The 16,234-nt window shown below is 48.3% G+C and carries 15 protein-coding genes; 9 read left to right on the top strand and 6 right to left on the bottom strand.

Annotation, left to right across the window (positions count from 1 at the left end):
• Nucleotides 1-149 precede the first annotated feature (149 nt).
• Complete coding sequence (gene bacA / locus ACDE64_RS21605; protein ID WP_411348251.1) at nt 150-986, bottom strand: undecaprenyl-diphosphate phosphatase; 837 nt, start codon at nt 984-986, stop codon at nt 150-152.
• A gap of 494 nt (nt 987-1,480) precedes the next feature.
• Here bacA and ACDE64_RS21600 point away from each other — a divergent pair, with 494 nt between their 5' ends.
• The 5 genes from ACDE64_RS21600 to ACDE64_RS21580 all read left to right on the top strand — a co-directional run bounded on the left by ACDE64_RS21600 (nt 1,481) and on the right by ACDE64_RS21580 (nt 6,764).
• Nucleotides 1,481-2,284, top strand: coding sequence for a hypothetical protein (locus ACDE64_RS21600; protein ID WP_411348250.1), 804 nt, complete (start codon nt 1,481-1,483; stop codon nt 2,282-2,284).
• A 55-nt stretch (nt 2,285-2,339) separates the two neighbouring features.
• Entirely contained in the window at nt 2,340-3,107 is a 768-nt protein-coding gene (locus ACDE64_RS21595; protein ID WP_411348249.1) for an AIM24 family protein, read from the top strand.
• 169 nt (nt 3,108-3,276) lie between these two features.
• Nucleotides 3,277-3,759 carry a Dps family protein gene (locus ACDE64_RS21590; protein WP_411344125.1) on the top strand — a complete coding sequence of 161 codons (483 nt, stop codon included), beginning with the start codon at nt 3,277-3,279 and terminating at the stop codon, nt 3,757-3,759.
• 440 nt (nt 3,760-4,199) lie between these two features.
• Complete coding sequence (locus tag ACDE64_RS21585; RefSeq protein WP_411348248.1) at nt 4,200-5,369, top strand: nitric oxide synthase oxygenase; 1,170 nt, start codon at nt 4,200-4,202, stop codon at nt 5,367-5,369.
• Nucleotides 5,370-5,387: 18 nt separating this feature from the next.
• Entirely contained in the window at nt 5,388-6,764 is a 1,377-nt protein-coding gene (locus ACDE64_RS21580; protein ID WP_411344123.1) for a TrkH family potassium uptake protein, read from the top strand.
• A 152-nt stretch (nt 6,765-6,916) separates the two neighbouring features.
• Here the strand turns inward: ACDE64_RS21580 and ACDE64_RS21575 are convergent, their stop codons facing one another.
• Both ACDE64_RS21575 and ACDE64_RS21570 read right to left on the bottom strand, forming a co-directional pair.
• A complete protein-coding gene (locus ACDE64_RS21575; RefSeq protein WP_411348247.1) occupies nt 6,917-7,588 on the bottom strand; it encodes an amino acid ABC transporter permease in 672 nt (223 codons plus the stop codon).
• A gap of 13 nt (nt 7,589-7,601) precedes the next feature.
• On the bottom strand, nt 7,602-8,456 hold the full coding sequence (locus ACDE64_RS21570) for a basic amino acid ABC transporter substrate-binding protein (protein WP_411348246.1): 855 nt from the start codon (nt 8,454-8,456) through the stop codon (nt 7,602-7,604).
• A gap of 307 nt (nt 8,457-8,763) precedes the next feature.
• On the opposite strand from ACDE64_RS21570, the gene ACDE64_RS21565 reads away from it, so the two are divergent.
• Together ACDE64_RS21565 and ACDE64_RS21560 are read left to right on the top strand one after the other, a co-directional pair.
• Nucleotides 8,764-9,708 carry an aminopeptidase gene (locus ACDE64_RS21565; RefSeq protein ID WP_411348245.1) on the top strand — a complete coding sequence of 315 codons (945 nt, stop codon included), beginning with the start codon at nt 8,764-8,766 and terminating at the stop codon, nt 9,706-9,708.
• A gap of 59 nt (nt 9,709-9,767) precedes the next feature.
• Nucleotides 9,768-11,303: a PucR family transcriptional regulator gene (locus ACDE64_RS21560; RefSeq protein ID WP_411348244.1), complete on the top strand. Its 1,536-nt coding sequence runs from the start codon at nt 9,768-9,770 to the stop codon at nt 11,301-11,303.
• Nucleotides 11,304-11,587: 284 nt separating this feature from the next.
• On the opposite strand, the gene ACDE64_RS21555 is transcribed toward ACDE64_RS21560, so the two are convergent.
• Together ACDE64_RS21555 and ACDE64_RS21550 are read right to left on the bottom strand one after the other, a co-directional pair.
• Nucleotides 11,588-12,187 carry a TIGR00730 family Rossman fold protein gene (locus tag ACDE64_RS21555; RefSeq protein WP_411348243.1) on the bottom strand — a complete coding sequence of 200 codons (600 nt, stop codon included), beginning with the start codon at nt 12,185-12,187 and terminating at the stop codon, nt 11,588-11,590.
• A gap of 132 nt (nt 12,188-12,319) precedes the next feature.
• Nucleotides 12,320-13,039, bottom strand: coding sequence for a 3-ketoacyl-ACP reductase (locus ACDE64_RS21550; RefSeq protein ID WP_411348242.1), 720 nt, complete (start codon nt 13,037-13,039; stop codon nt 12,320-12,322).
• Nucleotides 13,040-13,265: 226 nt separating this feature from the next.
• On the opposite strand from ACDE64_RS21550, the gene ACDE64_RS21545 reads away from it, so the two are divergent.
• The gene (locus tag ACDE64_RS21545) at nt 13,266-13,751 is read left to right on the top strand and encodes a hypothetical protein (RefSeq protein WP_411348241.1); all 486 of its coding nucleotides are present in this window, start codon (nt 13,266-13,268) and stop codon (nt 13,749-13,751) included.
• A gap of 248 nt (nt 13,752-13,999) precedes the next feature.
• The gene (locus tag ACDE64_RS21540) at nt 14,000-14,461 is read left to right on the top strand and encodes an NUDIX hydrolase (protein WP_411348240.1); all 462 of its coding nucleotides are present in this window, start codon (nt 14,000-14,002) and stop codon (nt 14,459-14,461) included.
• Nucleotides 14,462-14,755: 294 nt separating this feature from the next.
• On the opposite strand, the gene ACDE64_RS21535 is transcribed toward ACDE64_RS21540, so the two are convergent.
• Nucleotides 14,756-16,051, bottom strand: coding sequence for a homocysteine synthase (locus ACDE64_RS21535; protein WP_411348239.1), 1,296 nt, complete (start codon nt 16,049-16,051; stop codon nt 14,756-14,758).
• Between the last annotated feature and the right edge of the window lie 183 nt (nt 16,052-16,234).

Below are 16,234 nucleotides of genomic sequence, written 5' to 3'. Positions count from 1 at the left end.
TGTTCAGTATATCTTCGTCCTGAATCGCAGCATATGCCACGACGCACAGATGATATCTGTCACATTATACGTATTTTACCGCACCCGGTTTCAAAATCCAATGAAACTTTTCACCGGAGTGGCATAGATAGTCCCATAACAACGCATCATCACTGAGTCAGCAAAATAAAGAAAACGATCGCTAGCACGAAACGATAGACCGCGAACACAGTCAACGACAGACGTTTCAGCAGGCTCAGGAATGTTTTGATCGCGATCATCGCTACGATAAAGGCAGCGATAAAACCAGCGGCAAAGAAGCCGAAGTCATCCATGCTCAGATATTGCGCGCTTTTCACCAGATCCAGTCCGGTTGCACCGAACATAACCGGTACGGATACGAGGAAAGTAAATTCCGCCGCTGCCGTATGCGATACACCGAGCAGAATACCGCCGGAGATCGTCGAACCGGAACGAGAGAAGCCCGGCCATAGAGCGAGACATTGGAACAGACCGATACCGAATGCCTGCTTGTACGTAATATCGTCAACCGTCATCTCGCCTGCGCTACGCCCTTTACGCCATTCGGCATAGATCATCAGCAGACCGCCGACAACAAGACTGTAGACGACCGTTTCCGGGCCGAACAGATATTTTTTGATCACATCATGCAGCAATAGCCCCACTACCACAGCCGGCAGCATAGCCAGTGCAATATGTAAAATATTCAGGCGGCGTGGACCGTTGATGCCGTTGCCCTGCTTGACACGTCCACGGAACACATCGGGAATCGTCATCAGAATATCGATAAACTTGCGCCAGTAGAGGACAACGACAGCGAGCACCGCACCGAGCTGTACAACGATCTCAAACGTTTTGACCTGCTCGGAGTTTTCATTAAGCCCTAACAGATATGCAGTCAGGATCATATGACCTGTACTCGATACCGGCAGGAACTCGGTAAGCCCCTCAATAATCCCCATAATAATGGCTGAAATAATACTCACAAATGAACCTCCTTTAACATTGTATTCGCCTTGCGGCAAATTGGGTGGTATCCCGGTTGCAATGGCTGGTTGTGCAATATTCCGGGGAGTTGGTTTGTGTGCAGCAAACCACGCTTCTATCATAGTATGAGAAAACGGGGATGCTCGTCAATTTGCCGTCCGCAGGTTGACAATGCAGGTCTGTGGGTCTAGCAGAGAACGGCTGAATAGAAAGGACTAGACGAACCTCCTTTTCCTCGAGAAGCAATCGCTTACAATGGAAACAAATGTTACTTCACAGTTGGAAAACGGTCGAAAAGTGTCGATTTCGTTTTATTGAAATTACAAAATAAAAAAATGGCGCATTCAGATTGAATGAGCCATTTGTTGCATCTTCGCATTCGATGTTGAATGAGAAGTTGTTCGCTTTTTAATTGTTACATGCATCTTAACTATCTATTTATTATAATGAATGGATACATAGTATTCAAGAATAAATTAAAGGAGAAGATTTTATGAGTCATTTGTTTCAATCTTTTTCTAAACATGAGATCAATGTGTTTTTTGACGAATCGGGCAAAGGTATGGATCGCCCCAACTTATTAGGAGCTTTATCGATACCTCGCAAGAGTTACGAAAGTGATGATATGCAATATATAAATCATTTTCTACGAAAGAGAGTATTTAAGATTCATTGGAAAAATTATAATGGTGACTTGCAGGCTAAACGAAATATTGAATATCTCATTGATACATTATTATTGTATAAGCAGTTGGTAAAGCTAAATATTATTAACTATCACTATGGGTTTTTAAAAGGGGACGAGCATTACTCCCAATTGGAGCGAGAAACCGTTATTTATTCCAAATTTCCAGAAAGACTGATCTATGGCTTGATCAGGGGATATGGGAACGAAATGAGAGTCGTATCCAATATTTACATAGATAAGTCTACCGAATATGAAAGGTTGCAGCTGGATCAAATATTAAAGACGACTTTGAATAGTCATTCTCTATATAGAGGAGAAAAATTTTATGCTCAAGAATGTATTATGTATTCTAAAAATAAAGAAATTGGTTTAGAGCTGACAGATATTTTACTAGGAATAACTAGAGTGATTATACTTAATCCATTTATTACTGAAAATACGGGCAAAATCACTAAGGCTAAGATCAATCTTGTTGTTGAACTCCTGCAAAATAAAGATTTTAAAGCTCTTTTAGAGAATATGAAATATTATGAATGGAGAGGAGGGCATTCCTTGAATCAGGTTCATTTTTCTGATTATATTTCGTCTTTTCTGATTCAGCAGACTTGAAGTGTTATTAAGGAAAACTGTACACAATTTTTAATAACTAAGGGAGGCGTTAACGATGGCTTTTACAATTAACAACTTGACCGATAATAGCAATACCGTCATTAGGGAGCAGCTTGGCGGCTTTACCGTACTGGAATACATAAAGGACCTCAGCTGCACGTCTGTAGCGGAAGCGACAGCACAATATTATATGTCGCACAGCAATATGCGCCGTAAACAGTTGATGATCGAGCTGAACAATAGCGAAATTATGATGAAAGCGGGCGCGATGCAGTATACGGTCGGTCGGATGGAGATGACGACTGGCATTCAGGGAGTGGGCGGTCTGGTCAGTGGTATTTTCAAATCGGCAGCCAGCGGTACGGGCGTAGTGAAGCCGCAGTATCGTGGTACTGGTAAAATTCTGCTAGAGCCAACCTACAACTACATCTGGCTGATCGACGTCGATCATGATGAAGTGGTGATCGAGGACGGTCTATTCCTCGCCTGCGACACCTCACTCAAAATCGGCGTGACTGCACGCAGCAATTTCTCCTCCGCAGCATTGGGCGGCGAAGGTCTGTTCAACATGACGGCAAAAGGCAAGGGTGTACTAGCGCTAGAAGCTCCGGTTCCAGCAGAGGAAACGGTCGTTGTACAGTTGGAAAATGATGAGCTGAAGGTAGACGGCAACTTTGCAATGATGTGGTCGAACACGCTGCAATTTACCGTTGAGAAATCCGGCAAAACAAGATTAGGCTCTGCCGCATCCGGCGAAGGTCTGGTGAACGTCTATCGCGGCACCGGCACTGTCTGGCTATCGCCGCTCTCCCCCTATTCTTGATCGGAAACTGTTAGGTGAGGAACCTAGCCACTACGGTGAATGCAAGCGTTCATGAAACTTCCTCTGAAAAATTTTGAAAAAAGACTAGCCAAATTGGATTCCATCTGTTAGTATTAAATCAGGAATTAGAATAAGTCTAAATTTAAAATAAAGAAAAGAGGAATTTACTATGACAACTACCAATAACCAAACCCATACATCTGAGACTACACAACTGGAATCCCTGTACAACGCACTGAACGTGCAAATCGCTAACTGGTCGCTGCTGTACGGCAAACTGCACAACTTCCACTGGTATGTAAAAGGCGAGAACTTCTACACTCTGCATGCCAAATTCGAAGAGCTGTACGATCAAGCAACAGCTTATATGGATGATGTAGCTGAGCGTCTGCTAGCAATCGGTGGTCGTCCAGTCGCTACACTCAAAGAACAACTGGAACTGTCCACTCTGCTGGAAGCAACCGGTACAGAATCCGCAAATCAAATGGTTGGTTCACTTGTCGAAGACTTTGCTACCCTGTCTGGCGAGATGACGGAAACAATCGTTCTGGCGGAACAACTGAGCGATCAACCAACAGCTGACCTGCTGATCGGTATTCGCCGTGATGTAGAAAAAGCAGCTTGGATGCTGAACGCATACCTGGGTCGCTAATCCGAAGCTGGATCTTTGAACCGGATCAATTCTTCTTTTTGAAGAAGGAACTCATCAAAGCTTCATAACATGCAGTACATTTTCTGTTATAAAGGCTCTCCAAACTGCCGATAGTAGGCTTTGGGGAGCTTTTTGTATGCTATTTTTGTGACAAATTTCGCATATTACTGTCAGATCACCTATGCGAGCGTATAATGAAGCATAATGTAACAATTACGTATAAACGTTTCGGAGTTCGACTGAAGAAGGCAACGATTTGCTCTGAGATTCTATGCGATTTTATAGCAGGATAGTTAACAAGCAGATGAAATGTGTCCAACATTCCACAATCGGCGCAGGAAGTGATCTGCGGTTTGCACGTTTGCGTTAGCTTAGATGAGTAGCAAATGTATGTTAGAGGCATATAGAACATGTAACCATTCCAAAATGAGGTGGATGTGATGGCGGTGACCTATCCGCTGCTGCAAGAGGCAGAATTATTCATTCGTCAGTGTTACGAGGAGCTGGGCATTAGCGCAGCCCAAACAGAGCAACGACTGGCGGAGATTGATACAGACATACAAACGACTGGTATGTATACCCATACGATCGAAGAATTACATCATGGTGCCAAAATGGCATGGCGCAACAGCAATCGCTGTGTCGGCAGACTATTCTGGGATCATCTTGACGTGCGCGATGCACGGCATGTGCGCGGCACTGATCAGATCGCACAGGAGCTGCTGGAGCATATTCGCTACTCTACCAACGACGGCAAAATCCGTCCGACGATCACGATCTTCCGTCCGCGCGATACCGAGGGACAGGAGACGCGCATCTGGAATCACCAGTTGATTCGCTATGCGGGCTACCGCAATGAAGATGGCAGTATGACTGGTGATCCAGCTTCGCTGTCGTTTACCGACTTCTGTCGTCATCTCGGCTGGCAGGGTAGAGGGACGGATTTTGACGTACTTCCATTAGTAATTAGCGAGCATGGTGGCAAGCCACAGCTATACGAGATTCCGGCGCAAGATGTGCTGGAAGTGCAGATGGAGCACGCCGATTTTTCGGCATTTACAGAGCTGGAATTGAAATGGTATGCTGTACCCATTGTGTCGGAAATGCGGCTCAATATCGGCGGGATTCATTATACTGCTGCACCGTTTAATGGCTGGTATATGGGTACTGAGATTGGAGCGCGCAATTTTGCTGACGAAGATCGGTATAACCTGCTGCCGGATATGGCACGCATCATGGGTCTGGATACGTCCAGCAAGTCCACTCTGTGGCAGGATCGCGCACTGGTCGAGCTGAATGCGGCTGTGTTATACTCCTACAAAAAAGCGGGTGTCAGCATCGTTGACCACCATACCGCTGCCACACAGTTCCGCAAATTCGAGGAGCGCGAGGAAGCGGCAGGACGCGAGGTGACTGGGAACTGGACATGGCTCATTCCGCCAATGTCTCCGGCGACGACCCATATGTTCCATCGTCCGTATAACAACCGGATTGTCACACCGAATTTCTTTTATCAAGAACGGATGTACGAGCGTCAAGCTTCGGACTCCGATCATCATACGAACCATCAAAGGAAGCAAACGGGCGGAGGTGGATGTCCGTTTCATTGAGAGGATGAAATGTAAAACATGCTAGGCATTGGTAAAAACGCCGCCGTGCGCCGGATGAACCGGCAAATGCAGAGCTTTGTCCATCCGACAAGGCTCATTCCAATGGGCTTTGCCATTCTGATCGCGATCGGCACGGTGCTGCTCATGCTGCCGATCTCAGGCGCGAATGGACAATCTGTCGGCTGGCTGAACGCACTGTTCATGTCCACCTCGGCGGTGTGTGTGACGGGGCTGGCAGTGATTGATACAGGCACTGCATTTTCCCTGTTTGGACAGGTGGTCATTATGATCCTGATTCAGATCGGCGGACTTGGCTTTATGACGTTTGGTATTCTGTTTGCCGTATTGCTCGGTAAGCAGATTGGCTTGAAGCAGCGTCTGCTTATTCAGCAGGCGACGAACGCGGTATCCACGCAAGGTCTGGTGAAATTATCGCTGAATATTTTCCTGATTGCATTTGTACTGGAATCGGTAGCGATGTTAACGCTGGCGCTGCACTGGACACCGGAACTGGGCTGGAAACGGGCATGGTATTACGGTGCCTTTTATGCGATTTCTTCGTTTAATAACGCTGGATTCGCATTGCGTGCTGACAGCTTGTCAGAGCATGTTGGTGATCCGGTGGTCAATACCGTCGTGATTACGTTATTCGTCATCGGTGGATTGGGTTTTATCGTTGTAACCGATATTTTGCGTAAACGGCGCTGGCATAAATTCTCGCTGAATACGAAGCTGGTGCTAGTATCGTCGTTGATCGCAACAGTATTCGGCTTTGCTTTTGTACTGATTGCGGAATGGAGCAATCCGGCGACACTAGGTTCACTCAGTCTGGGTGATAAAATCTGGGCAGCTCTTTTTCAAGGGGTGATGCCACGTTCGTCCGGTTATAACACGGTTAACATCGGTGGATTGATGGCGGCAACGCAGTTTGTCTTTATTATGCTGATGTTTATCGGGGCGGCGAGCGGTTCAACCGGTGGCGGGATCAAGATCAATACATTTGCGATTCTGCTGCTGTGTCTGTACAGCGTTGTGCGTGGGCGCTCGGAGATTCATGCGTTTAAGCGCAAGATTAGCTTTGATACGGCATTTCGGGCGCTGGCGATCATTATGATCTCGCTTGGCATCGTCGTTGTGCTGACGATCATGCTAACGATTACAGAAAGTGGATCAAGCGCGACGTTTTTGGCGATCTTTTATGAAGCGGTGTCGGCGTTTGGTACGGTTGGTTCCTCGATGGGACTGACTCCGCATTTGTCACCGGAAGGCAAGCTCGTTATCGTCATTACGATGTTTATTGGACGTCTCGGTCCACTAGCGCTAGCATTTGCACTGGCGCGTAATAATAAGCCGACCAAGTACAGCTATCCAGAGGAAAAGGTACTGATCGGTTGACGTTTATATGCAGGTTGTCCTTGTTCTGGACATTGCTGTTGCGTCATACGAAAGCCCCTGTCATTGAGTTGCATGTTGGATCATGCGACTTCATTGCAGGGGCTTTTGCGTATACATATGCTGTTACGTGGTAATGTGCTGAATTGAGATTTTTAGTGCGATCCGCCAGATTGGTTCATCCGTCGCTCCCACCAGTTTAGAAGCTTGCTCAGCGTATACGTCAAAATCAGGTAAATGATCGCCGCGGTCAGATACGGTTCCCAGATCCGCAAATATTGTCCGCGCATCAGGTTGGCGTAATACATTAATTCTTTGGCAGCGATAATCGTTAACAGCGATGAATCCTTGATTAAGACGATAAATTCATTACCAAACGCGGGAATCATGCGTTTGATCGCCTGCGGTAAAATAATATAGCGCATCGTCTGCCGCCGCGTCATGCCGAGCGATAGCGCCGCTTCGGTCTGCCCGCGTTCCACCGACTGAATACCAGCGCGGAAAATCTCGGCGCTGTAGCCCGCCGAATTGAGCGTAAGCGACAGGATGGCGGCGAACAGCACATCGGTACGGTCGATCAGTAGCGGCACCACGCCAAAGTGCACGAGCAAGATCTGCACGAGTAACGGGGTTCCGCGGAAAAAGTTAATATAACATGCCGCTGGTAAACGAATATACGCATGTCGGGACATGCGTCCAAAGCCAACGATCAGTCCGAGTATCGAGCCAAGACAGATGGAGACGATGGAGACGCCAATCGTCAGCAGCGTGCCTTTGAGCAGCAACGGGATGTAATACAGAATGATGTCAATACGAAAATCGCTCATGGCGCTGCTCCTTTTATCCTTTAGCCATTGCCGCTTTCAGATTCGTCAGATCCGGTTCTTCGCCAAACCATTTTTTATAGATTTCGGCGTAGGTGCCGTTATCGATAATCGTCTGGATCGCCGGGTCAAGTTTGGCTTTCAGCTCGCTATCTTTTGGATATAGAATACCGTAGTATTCGGAATCAAAATTGTCCGGGTCGGTGATGCTGACCAGCTTTTTATCTGGATTGTTTTTGATATATTCGCGCACGATGGCGATGTCCGCAACTACAGCATCAGCTCCGCCATTGTCCAGCTCCAGCAGTGCCAGCGCATTGCTCTCGAATCGGCTCAGGTTAGCGCTATCCTTGCCCATAATGCCAGACATGAGGATATCCGCAGTCGTACCGTTTTGCACAGCGACTTTTTTGTCCTTCAAATCCAGTGCGGACTTGATATCACTGCCCTCTTTGACCATGATCACGTTCGTGGATTCAAAATACGGCAGCGAGAAGGAGTAGCTCTCCTTACGCTCATCGGTAATGGAGACGGAGGATACACCTGCTTGATACTCTGTGCCCTGACGCACACTTTCCAGCATCGTATCCCAACCTGTGTTGGTTACTTCATACGTCAAGCCCGCCTGCTTCATCACAGCGTCGATAAAGTCGATATCAAAGCCTTTGACCTGATCGAGATCCATGAATTCCATCGGTGCGTAGGAAGCATCAGTAGCGATTTTGATCGGTGTACTGCTGTCGGTTGCCGCTGGCTCGCTCTCAGTACTGCTAGATGCTGCGGGAGCCGGATCTTTCGCGGGAGCGGTTCCACAACCAGCTAATAATACAAAGATCAATGTAAGTAAAAGTAACGCACTATGCTTTTTCACTATGTAACCTCCATATACTGGATTTGATAGTCGTAATTTTATCAACAAAAGAAAAATATAACAATGCATATTTATACTTTATGTTAGATATTTTTACTCATTAAAGTAAACTTTATATCATATAAACGTTTCGATAGAATGGGAATAGCAATCATATTCCTACTATATTCGGCAAAACAGCTATCAATTAAGGTTGATGTTTGGAATATACTTATGGAACAATATACAGTAACCCGCATAGCATCGGCGTACATGCGTCATAACGCATCATCTCGGTGTGGGAACTGAACGTAAAGGGTGGAGTAGGATGAACGAACAACGTATCGAAATTAGTAAAAATGTACTCACAGCTTGTCTCGGTTTGAAAGCCGGAGAATCGCTTGCTGTTGTTACCGATGATAGCCGCAAAGAACTGGCTGAATCCCTATATGAAGCAGGAAAACGCCTTGGTGCGGAAAGTATGCTGCTGCTGATGCAAGAACGCAGCAAATCCGGCGAAGAGCCACCAGCAGCGATCGCAACCGCAATGATGAACGCATCCGTCGTCGTCTGCGTAACCCGCTATTCGCTGACTCATACGGCTGCTCGTAAGCAAGCAGCAGCTGCCGGTGCACGTCTGGCAACGATGCCGGGCATTACAGAGGACATGTTTACGCACGGTGCGATTACAGCCGAATACGACAAAGTCAAAGAGTTGACTGAAAACGTAACCGCGCTGCTGACTGACGCATCCACCGTTCGGATTGAAAAGGACGGTCGCAGTTTAAGTTTTTCCATTGAAAGCCGTGAAGGTGTGCCAAGTACAGGGCTATATTTGAACCCGGGCGAATCAGGCAATCTGCCTTCCGGTGAAGCTTATATTGCTCCGTTAGAAGGCACCGCTACAGGTGAGCTGATTGCGGACGGTTCGGTCGCTGGATTGGGCGCGTTATCTAGCCCGCTATTGCTGACTGTACAGGAGGGTCGCCTCATTGCTGCGGAAGGGGATAAAGGAGACGAGCTGCTGCATATGCTAGGCGATGATCAGGGACGTATGCTGGGCGAGTTTGGCATCGGCACTAACGATAAGGCGCGCATTACCGGTGTCGTGCTGGAGGATGAAAAGGTGTATGGCACGATTCATGTCGCCTTTGGCAGCAATAATACGTTTGGCGGTACAGTCGCAGCTGGCGTACATATCGACATTGTGGTCAAGCAGCCGGATGTGTATCTGGATGATCGTCTGATTATGCGTGCGGGCGAACTGGTTTAGGAAATGGAACGAAGCAATCTTCTATCTTATCCAATTTGGAATTAACGGCGGTGAACAGAATGAAGACAACAGGAATAACCGTAAGGGAACTGCTGCAAATACCGCCGCTGCAAAGTGCAAGATTGATCAGCGGAGAACGCGGATTGGATCGTGCTGTGCAATCTATCGACATTATCGAGGCGCCAGATCTGACTGACTGGGTAAAAGAAGGCGTGCTGTTAATGACGACTGCCTATGCGCTTCGTCAACAACCTTCGCGACTGGTGGATATGATTCAGTCGCTCACCCGTGGACAGGCGGCTGGACTGGCGATCAAGTCAGAGCAGTTCGTTCAGGCGATTCCGCAGGAAGCATTACAGATGAGTGAGCAGTACGGATTGCCGCTGATTGAGCTGCCATTAGACATACCATATACCGATATTACGCAGGCAGTGATGGAGCAAGTATTGGATCGGCAAGCATCCATGCTGCGCCGCTCGGATGAAGTGTATCGTAAGCTGACGATGATGGTATTGGAAAATATCGGCATTCAGGCGGTCAACGATCATGTGTCCGATCTGCTCAAAGCGCCAGTCGCTGTGATCGACAACGCCGGGGTAACGATTGTCGCTTCACCAGCAGGCTGGAATTATCATCAGGCAGCGCATCCGCTCAGCTGGAATATTAATGTGGATCGGCGTACCGTCGCGCGGCTGATCGTGGACAAAGAGCGGCTGGACGATATGGAGGAGATCGGTGTCGAGCAGGCGCGGCTGGTGTTGGCATTGGAGCTGATGCGCAACAAGATTATCGAGGATACGGAAAATCGGCTACGCGGCAACTTTATCGATGAGCTGATGACACCGCCCGCTCCGCCACGGCATGAAGTGGAGCAGCGCGGTCGCCAGCTTGGCATGAATCCGGCGCAGCTATGGGAAGTGGCAGTAATTGAAGGGCAAATTGCCCCAGAGGAAGAATGGATTAACGAACTGCTGGAACCGGAAGCGACCACATACGGTGTACGTCCGCATGTGGAGTTCCGTAGTAACCGGGCAGTGTTATTCCTGCCGACTCCTGCTGCGGATGGAGAGAATGGTATAACCCGACAGGAGTTGATTCCGTGGACGGATATTGTCGGCAACTGGCTGAATGACCGGCAGGGCAAGCTGACGGGCTATCGCGCCGGTATTGGTCGTCCGACTTGGCTGTGGGATATGCACGAGAGCTACAGCGAAGCCCGTCATGCGCTGACCATTTCCAGACGACTAAGCGGCGGTGGACCAGTGACCGCGTACAAGGACGTAGAGATTTACCATCTGTTGCGCGGCACGGTGGATGAGCGCGGTTTTGGCGAGTTGTTCGACCGTAAGCTGGGCAAGCTCAAGCAGTATGACGAGGAGCACAATAGCGATCTGCTGCGCACCTTGTTCTTTTATTTGGAAACGAGGGGCAGTCTGCTTGATACAGCCCGTCAGCTGTTTATTCACCGCAATTCAGTCAAATATCGGTTGGAGCGTATCCGCGACATTACCGGTTTCGATCTCAATGATCCGCATGAGCAATTTGTAAGCCACATGTGTCTCATTTATTACTACCTGATTGAGCGCCCGGACTGACATGTTACCGGCAAGCAATTGAATACGTACTGGCACGGTAGGGCTGGCAACCTATGATAGATTATCGTCAATGACCGTGCATGTACGTGATCGTGAACTGGATATAGCCATTTGAATATAACCAGTATGAAAAAAATCCCGCAGAGTCTGCCATAATAGCAGCCTGCGGGATTTTGCATATGATTGTATTGTGATGCACATGGATGATCTTACGATAGGGAATAGCAAGGGAAATCTGACCCTTACGACTCTATGAACACATTACACTCGGCAGTACATCTTAGTCATTCCGGCACATCTTTGCGATAGGCGGACGAGAGCCAGCGCAGATCGGACGTCACTGGCAACTCGTGACTGACCGCCTGTACCAGTTCCGCCGGATCGGTCGAAACGAACAGACGGCTCATGCACGACTCAGCGACAAAGCCTTCTTGTATTCCGTGGCGTAGCATATGAAGCAGCGGTTCATAATAACCGCGAATATTGTACAGTCCAAGCGGTTTGTTATGGATGCCGATCTGTGACCAGCACAACACCTCGAACAGTTCTTCCAATGTACCAAGTCCGCCGGGCAGCGCGATAAAGGCGTCACCCATTTGCTGCATCATCGCTTTGCGTTCATGCATGCTGTCCACGGAGATCATTTCGCTCAATTCCTTGTGCACGCGCTCGCCGTGTAGCAAGCCGCCGGGCATAATTCCCGTCACTTTGCCGCCGGAAGATAGCGCCGCTTCTGCTGCTGACCCCATCAGACCGAGCCGCGAACCACCATACACCAGATGATAGCCCATCCCGGCGATGGTTGTACCTAGTTCGGATGCCGCTTGCATATACTCTGGATGCACACCCGTACCTGAACCGGCAAATACACAAATTGATCTCATGCTGTACACTCCTCATGTATTAGGAAATTATTTACAGTACATCTTAGTATACATGATTTTTATTTGCAGAAGTACCGCAAATGAGAGAAGTTATGCAAAATTCGTCCTCTTGACTCATGGATCGCAGCGTTGTTATTGCGGATTGTTCGTCCAGATACTTGCCGTTTTCAGGACAACACGGGATGGTAATTTCAGACCTGCCAGAATCAGTTGTGCGACATCCTCTGGTTGCATCATGCGATCTTCGTCGCCAATCGATAATCCAGCATTTACTGCCAGCGGCGTATTGACGGTGCTTGGTGTAAGTGCGGTCACACGAATGTTGGACTTGCGCACTTCCTGCATTAGCGCTTCGGTCATGCCGATCAGCGCAAATTTGGAAGCACAGTAAGCAGAACCTGTGGCAAAACCGCGTTCGCCCGCTGTGGACGCAATATTGATAATATCACCGCTGCCCTGTTGAATCATCGCTGGCAACAATTCATGGGTTACATAATACGCGCCCATCAGATTCACGCGGATGATTTGCTCCCATTGTTCCGGGTCCATTTCTGCTAGTTTACCAAACGAGGCTGTCCCTGCGTTGTTGATCAGAATATCGACATGACCGAGCGAGCTTGCTAGCGAGGAGACGGCTGCACGCACGTCTGTAGCATTGGCAACGTCAGCGGTAGCCGTGAAGACGTTCACGCCGTACTTGCCGCTCAGCTCCGATTGCAGCTGCTCCAGATCGCCGCTTGTACGTGCCAGCAGACCAAGGTGAACGCCTTCGGATGCTAACAGCTCAGCAGTTGCTTTGCCGATGCCTTTGCCTGCGCCAGTGATGATTGCCGTTTTGTGTTTTAGTTCCATATGATAAAAACCTCCTAGGTAAATGAAAGGATGATGCCGGTCAGAAACCCGCCAGATTATTATACTATTTTCCACGTCCGCAAAAAAAGGTTTCATAATGTTGGAAAAAGGGTAATAAAATTGGTTACATAATCCGACATATTCCTGTATAATGGTTCAGTAATTGCTGCACTGCATGAACTTGCTGAAACAGCCAATTCGAACCAAAATTCAGGAAAGCGTAGGGATGCCTGTGGACCACCGTCACGTAAAAACGACCATTGAGACCTTGCTTCGACGCGCTAATAGTGATGTACGGGTTCGTACCAGAAAGAAATTTCCCGGTTCCCGTTCCGTTGGCGGCAAATTTTCGCTGAACAGCCGGATGATTACACTCTATTTGCACGAGATCGAAGAACAGTGCTTTCAGCTGTTCGGTTCGCTCAAACATATTGATGATTATTTTACCATTATTCTCGCTCACGAAATGGGACATGCCCATGATCCGCTGCTTGAACAACTGGCGGATGAGCTGGACGATTGCCATGATCCACTACTACATGCTCGTCTGGCACTACGGATTGAGCAAAATGCTTGGGATTATGCGACCGTATTATTGCCGGAATGCAATCCGCTTGTATTTGATAAAATTGTAGACTGTTCGCTGGAAGCCTACCATGAGCGGATCGCATCCGCCGTATCGGTCAACACGAGCGTTGAGGTCATTGCCTGATGCAGGAGAGTATTATCTGCTCTGCATGTTGGACAAGATTGTATACTGTGTATGAGAGCCAAACGGATGAATGCCCAATCCAATCCCTTTTTTAAATTTCCACTGCTGCGAGTTGTGCTATATGCCACAGCCGCAGCTACGATGGGAAGGAGAAAAGGGGATTTTTGTGTTTGGTACAAGGGATGGTATACGATTTACATACAGATTTATATACAAAGAAATCAGCGCATATTAGGGAGGATTATCACATGGCAAACTATATCGGCTGGATTCGCTCCAAAACGGGCACTTCCAAAATCTTCTCCAACTTTGCCGGAGCGATTATCGTCAATGCCCACGGGGAGATTCTGCTGCAACATCGGCGGGATAACGATCAATGGGGATTTCCGGGCGGGGCAATGGAGCTGGGCGAATCCGCAGAGCAGACAGTGATTCGCGAAGTGATGGAGGAGACAGGGTACGTGGTAGAGGTGGATTATCTGCAAGGCGTGTATACGCTGTATGATTACACCTATCCCAACGGCGATGAAGCGCAAACGATGCTGGTCGCTTTTGTATGCCGGATTGTCGGCGGAGAGCCGTTGAGCGAAAATGAAGAAACGCGTGCGCTACGGTTCGTTACACCGCAGGAAGCGCCGCCGCTGTTCAATGCGCAAAATGTAGATATGCTATCCGATTTTATCGCTGGACGACGTGGGGTATATCGGTAATATGTGTAGATAGAGGTACATGAAGGCTTGTCGTATGTATATGTAAAAGCGCATCTAAAAAGTGGATATGCTATGAAAATGCCTGCTTCCTTTGCGGAAACAGGCATTTGGTGTGTGAATGAAAAAGGTACATCATCCATAGAAAATAGCTATAAGTTTCGCCGTAATCAACAACACATAATAACTAGATAACAACCATATAACAGCCAAATCACAACTCAACAACAGTCTGATAGCGATCTAATAGCGACCTGATAACGATCCTATTCAAGTTCACATCAGCAGATGATCTGCCTACTCCTGCTGACTGATCGCAATCGCCTGTTCTAGATCGTTGATCAGATCGCGAATATGCTCCGTACCGACCGACAATCGAATCAGCTCTGGATTCACGCCCGCAGATAGCTGCTGCTCCTCATTCAATTGCTGATGCGTGGTGCTGGCAGGGTGAATGATCAGTGACTTGGAATCGCCTACATTCGCCAAATGGGAAAAGAGCTTCACATTGCCGATCAGCTTCTGTCCTGCTGCCGCCCCGCCGCGAATACCAAAGGTCAGAATTGCACCTTTACCAAGCGGCAAATATTTTTGCGCCAACTCATACGATGGGTGACTTTCCAGACCGGGATAGCTGACCCATTCTACATCTGCGTGCTGCTCCAGATATCGTGCCACCTGCAACGCATTCTCACTATGACGCTCCATACGCAGATGCAACGTCTCCAGCCCTTGCAACAACAGCCATGCGTTAAATGGCGAGATGGGCGCGCCCAGATCGCGCATCAGCTGTACGCGTGCTTTGATAATATATGCCAGCGGACCGAGTGCATCGCTGTACACCAACCCGTGATAGCTTGGATCAGGCTCTGTCAGCCCCGGGAACTTACCATGTGCTTTCCAGTCAAACTTCCCGCTGTCTACAATGACGCCGCCGATGGATGTACCGTGTCCGCCGATAAACTTGGTCGCCGAATGCACGACAATATCCGCGCCATGCTCAATCGGACGCAGCAAATACGGACTTGGAAATGTATTGTCTACGATCAGCGGAATCCCATGCTCATGCGCAATAGCGGCGACCGCTTCAATATCCAGCACATTGCCGCCCGGATTGCCGACCGTTTCCGCATATAATGCTTTGGTATGTTCCGTGATGGCTGCTCGGAAATTGTCCGGTGTATCCGAATCGACAAATGATACCGTAATGCCCAGTTTGGGCAACGTATGTGCGAAGAGATTATATGTACCGCCGTACAAACTAGCTGCCGACACGATATGATCGCCCGCCGCCGCAATATTCAGAATGGAGAACGTGATCGCTGCCTGACCAGATGCTGTTGCTAGTGCACCCACGCCACCTTCCAGCGCTGCGATTCTCTTTTCAAACACATCGGTCGTCGGGTTCATCAGCCGCGTATAAATGTTGCCGAATTCCTTCAGCGCAAACAGATTGGCAGCATGCTCGCTGTCGCGGAATCCATACGATGATGTCTGATACAACGGCACAGCACGCGAGAAGGTCGTCGGGTCAATCTCCTGTCCAGCGTGAATGGCGAGAGTTTCCAGCAAATACGGGTTCGGTTCGGTCATGATCATTCTCCTTCGGCATTGGAATTGAACCTATTCTCGCATGACAGCATGGTGGAAGCAATCGATAATTCATGCTTACACAAAAATTGATACAGCATAGAAGTTTTCGATATGTTCACCCCTATACATCTGCAAAGCCCCGATTGCTACAATTCAGTATGTATAACGCGTTAATGGTGCGAA

It is taken from the genome of Paenibacillus sp. WLX2291, from assembly GCF_046603665.1.
Lineage (GTDB): Bacteria > Bacillota > Bacilli > Paenibacillales > Paenibacillaceae > Saccharibacillus.
This window is presented reverse-complemented; position numbering and strand designations above follow the sequence as displayed.

Coding starts and splice junctions, on each gene's coding strand:
- ACDE64_RS21575 (WP_411348247.1), bottom strand. CDS start 7,588: ATGAGCGATTTTCGTATTGACATCATTCTGTATTACATCCCGTTGCTG.
- ACDE64_RS21535 (WP_411348239.1), bottom strand. CDS start 16,051: ATGACCGAACCGAACCCGTATTTGCTGGAAACTCTCGCCATTCACGCT.
- ACDE64_RS21595 (WP_411348249.1), top strand. CDS start 2,340: ATGGCTTTTACAATTAACAACTTGACCGATAATAGCAATACCGTCATT.
- ACDE64_RS21585 (WP_411348248.1), top strand. CDS start 4,200: ATGGCGGTGACCTATCCGCTGCTGCAAGAGGCAGAATTATTCATTCGT.
- ACDE64_RS21540 (WP_411348240.1), top strand. CDS start 14,000: ATGGCAAACTATATCGGCTGGATTCGCTCCAAAACGGGCACTTCCAAA.
- ACDE64_RS21600 (WP_411348250.1), top strand. CDS start 1,481: ATGAGTCATTTGTTTCAATCTTTTTCTAAACATGAGATCAATGTGTTT.
- ACDE64_RS21550 (WP_411348242.1), bottom strand. CDS start 13,039: ATGGAACTAAAACACAAAACGGCAATCATCACTGGCGCAGGCAAAGGC.
- ACDE64_RS21555 (WP_411348243.1), bottom strand. CDS start 12,187: ATGAGATCAATTTGTGTATTTGCCGGTTCAGGTACGGGTGTGCATCCA.
- ACDE64_RS21560 (WP_411348244.1), top strand. CDS start 9,768: ATGAAGACAACAGGAATAACCGTAAGGGAACTGCTGCAAATACCGCCG.
- ACDE64_RS21580 (WP_411344123.1), top strand. CDS start 5,388: ATGCTAGGCATTGGTAAAAACGCCGCCGTGCGCCGGATGAACCGGCAA.
- ACDE64_RS21545 (WP_411348241.1), top strand. CDS start 13,266: ATGCCTGTGGACCACCGTCACGTAAAAACGACCATTGAGACCTTGCTT.
- ACDE64_RS21590 (WP_411344125.1), top strand. CDS start 3,277: ATGACAACTACCAATAACCAAACCCATACATCTGAGACTACACAACTG.
- ACDE64_RS21565 (WP_411348245.1), top strand. CDS start 8,764: ATGAACGAACAACGTATCGAAATTAGTAAAAATGTACTCACAGCTTGT.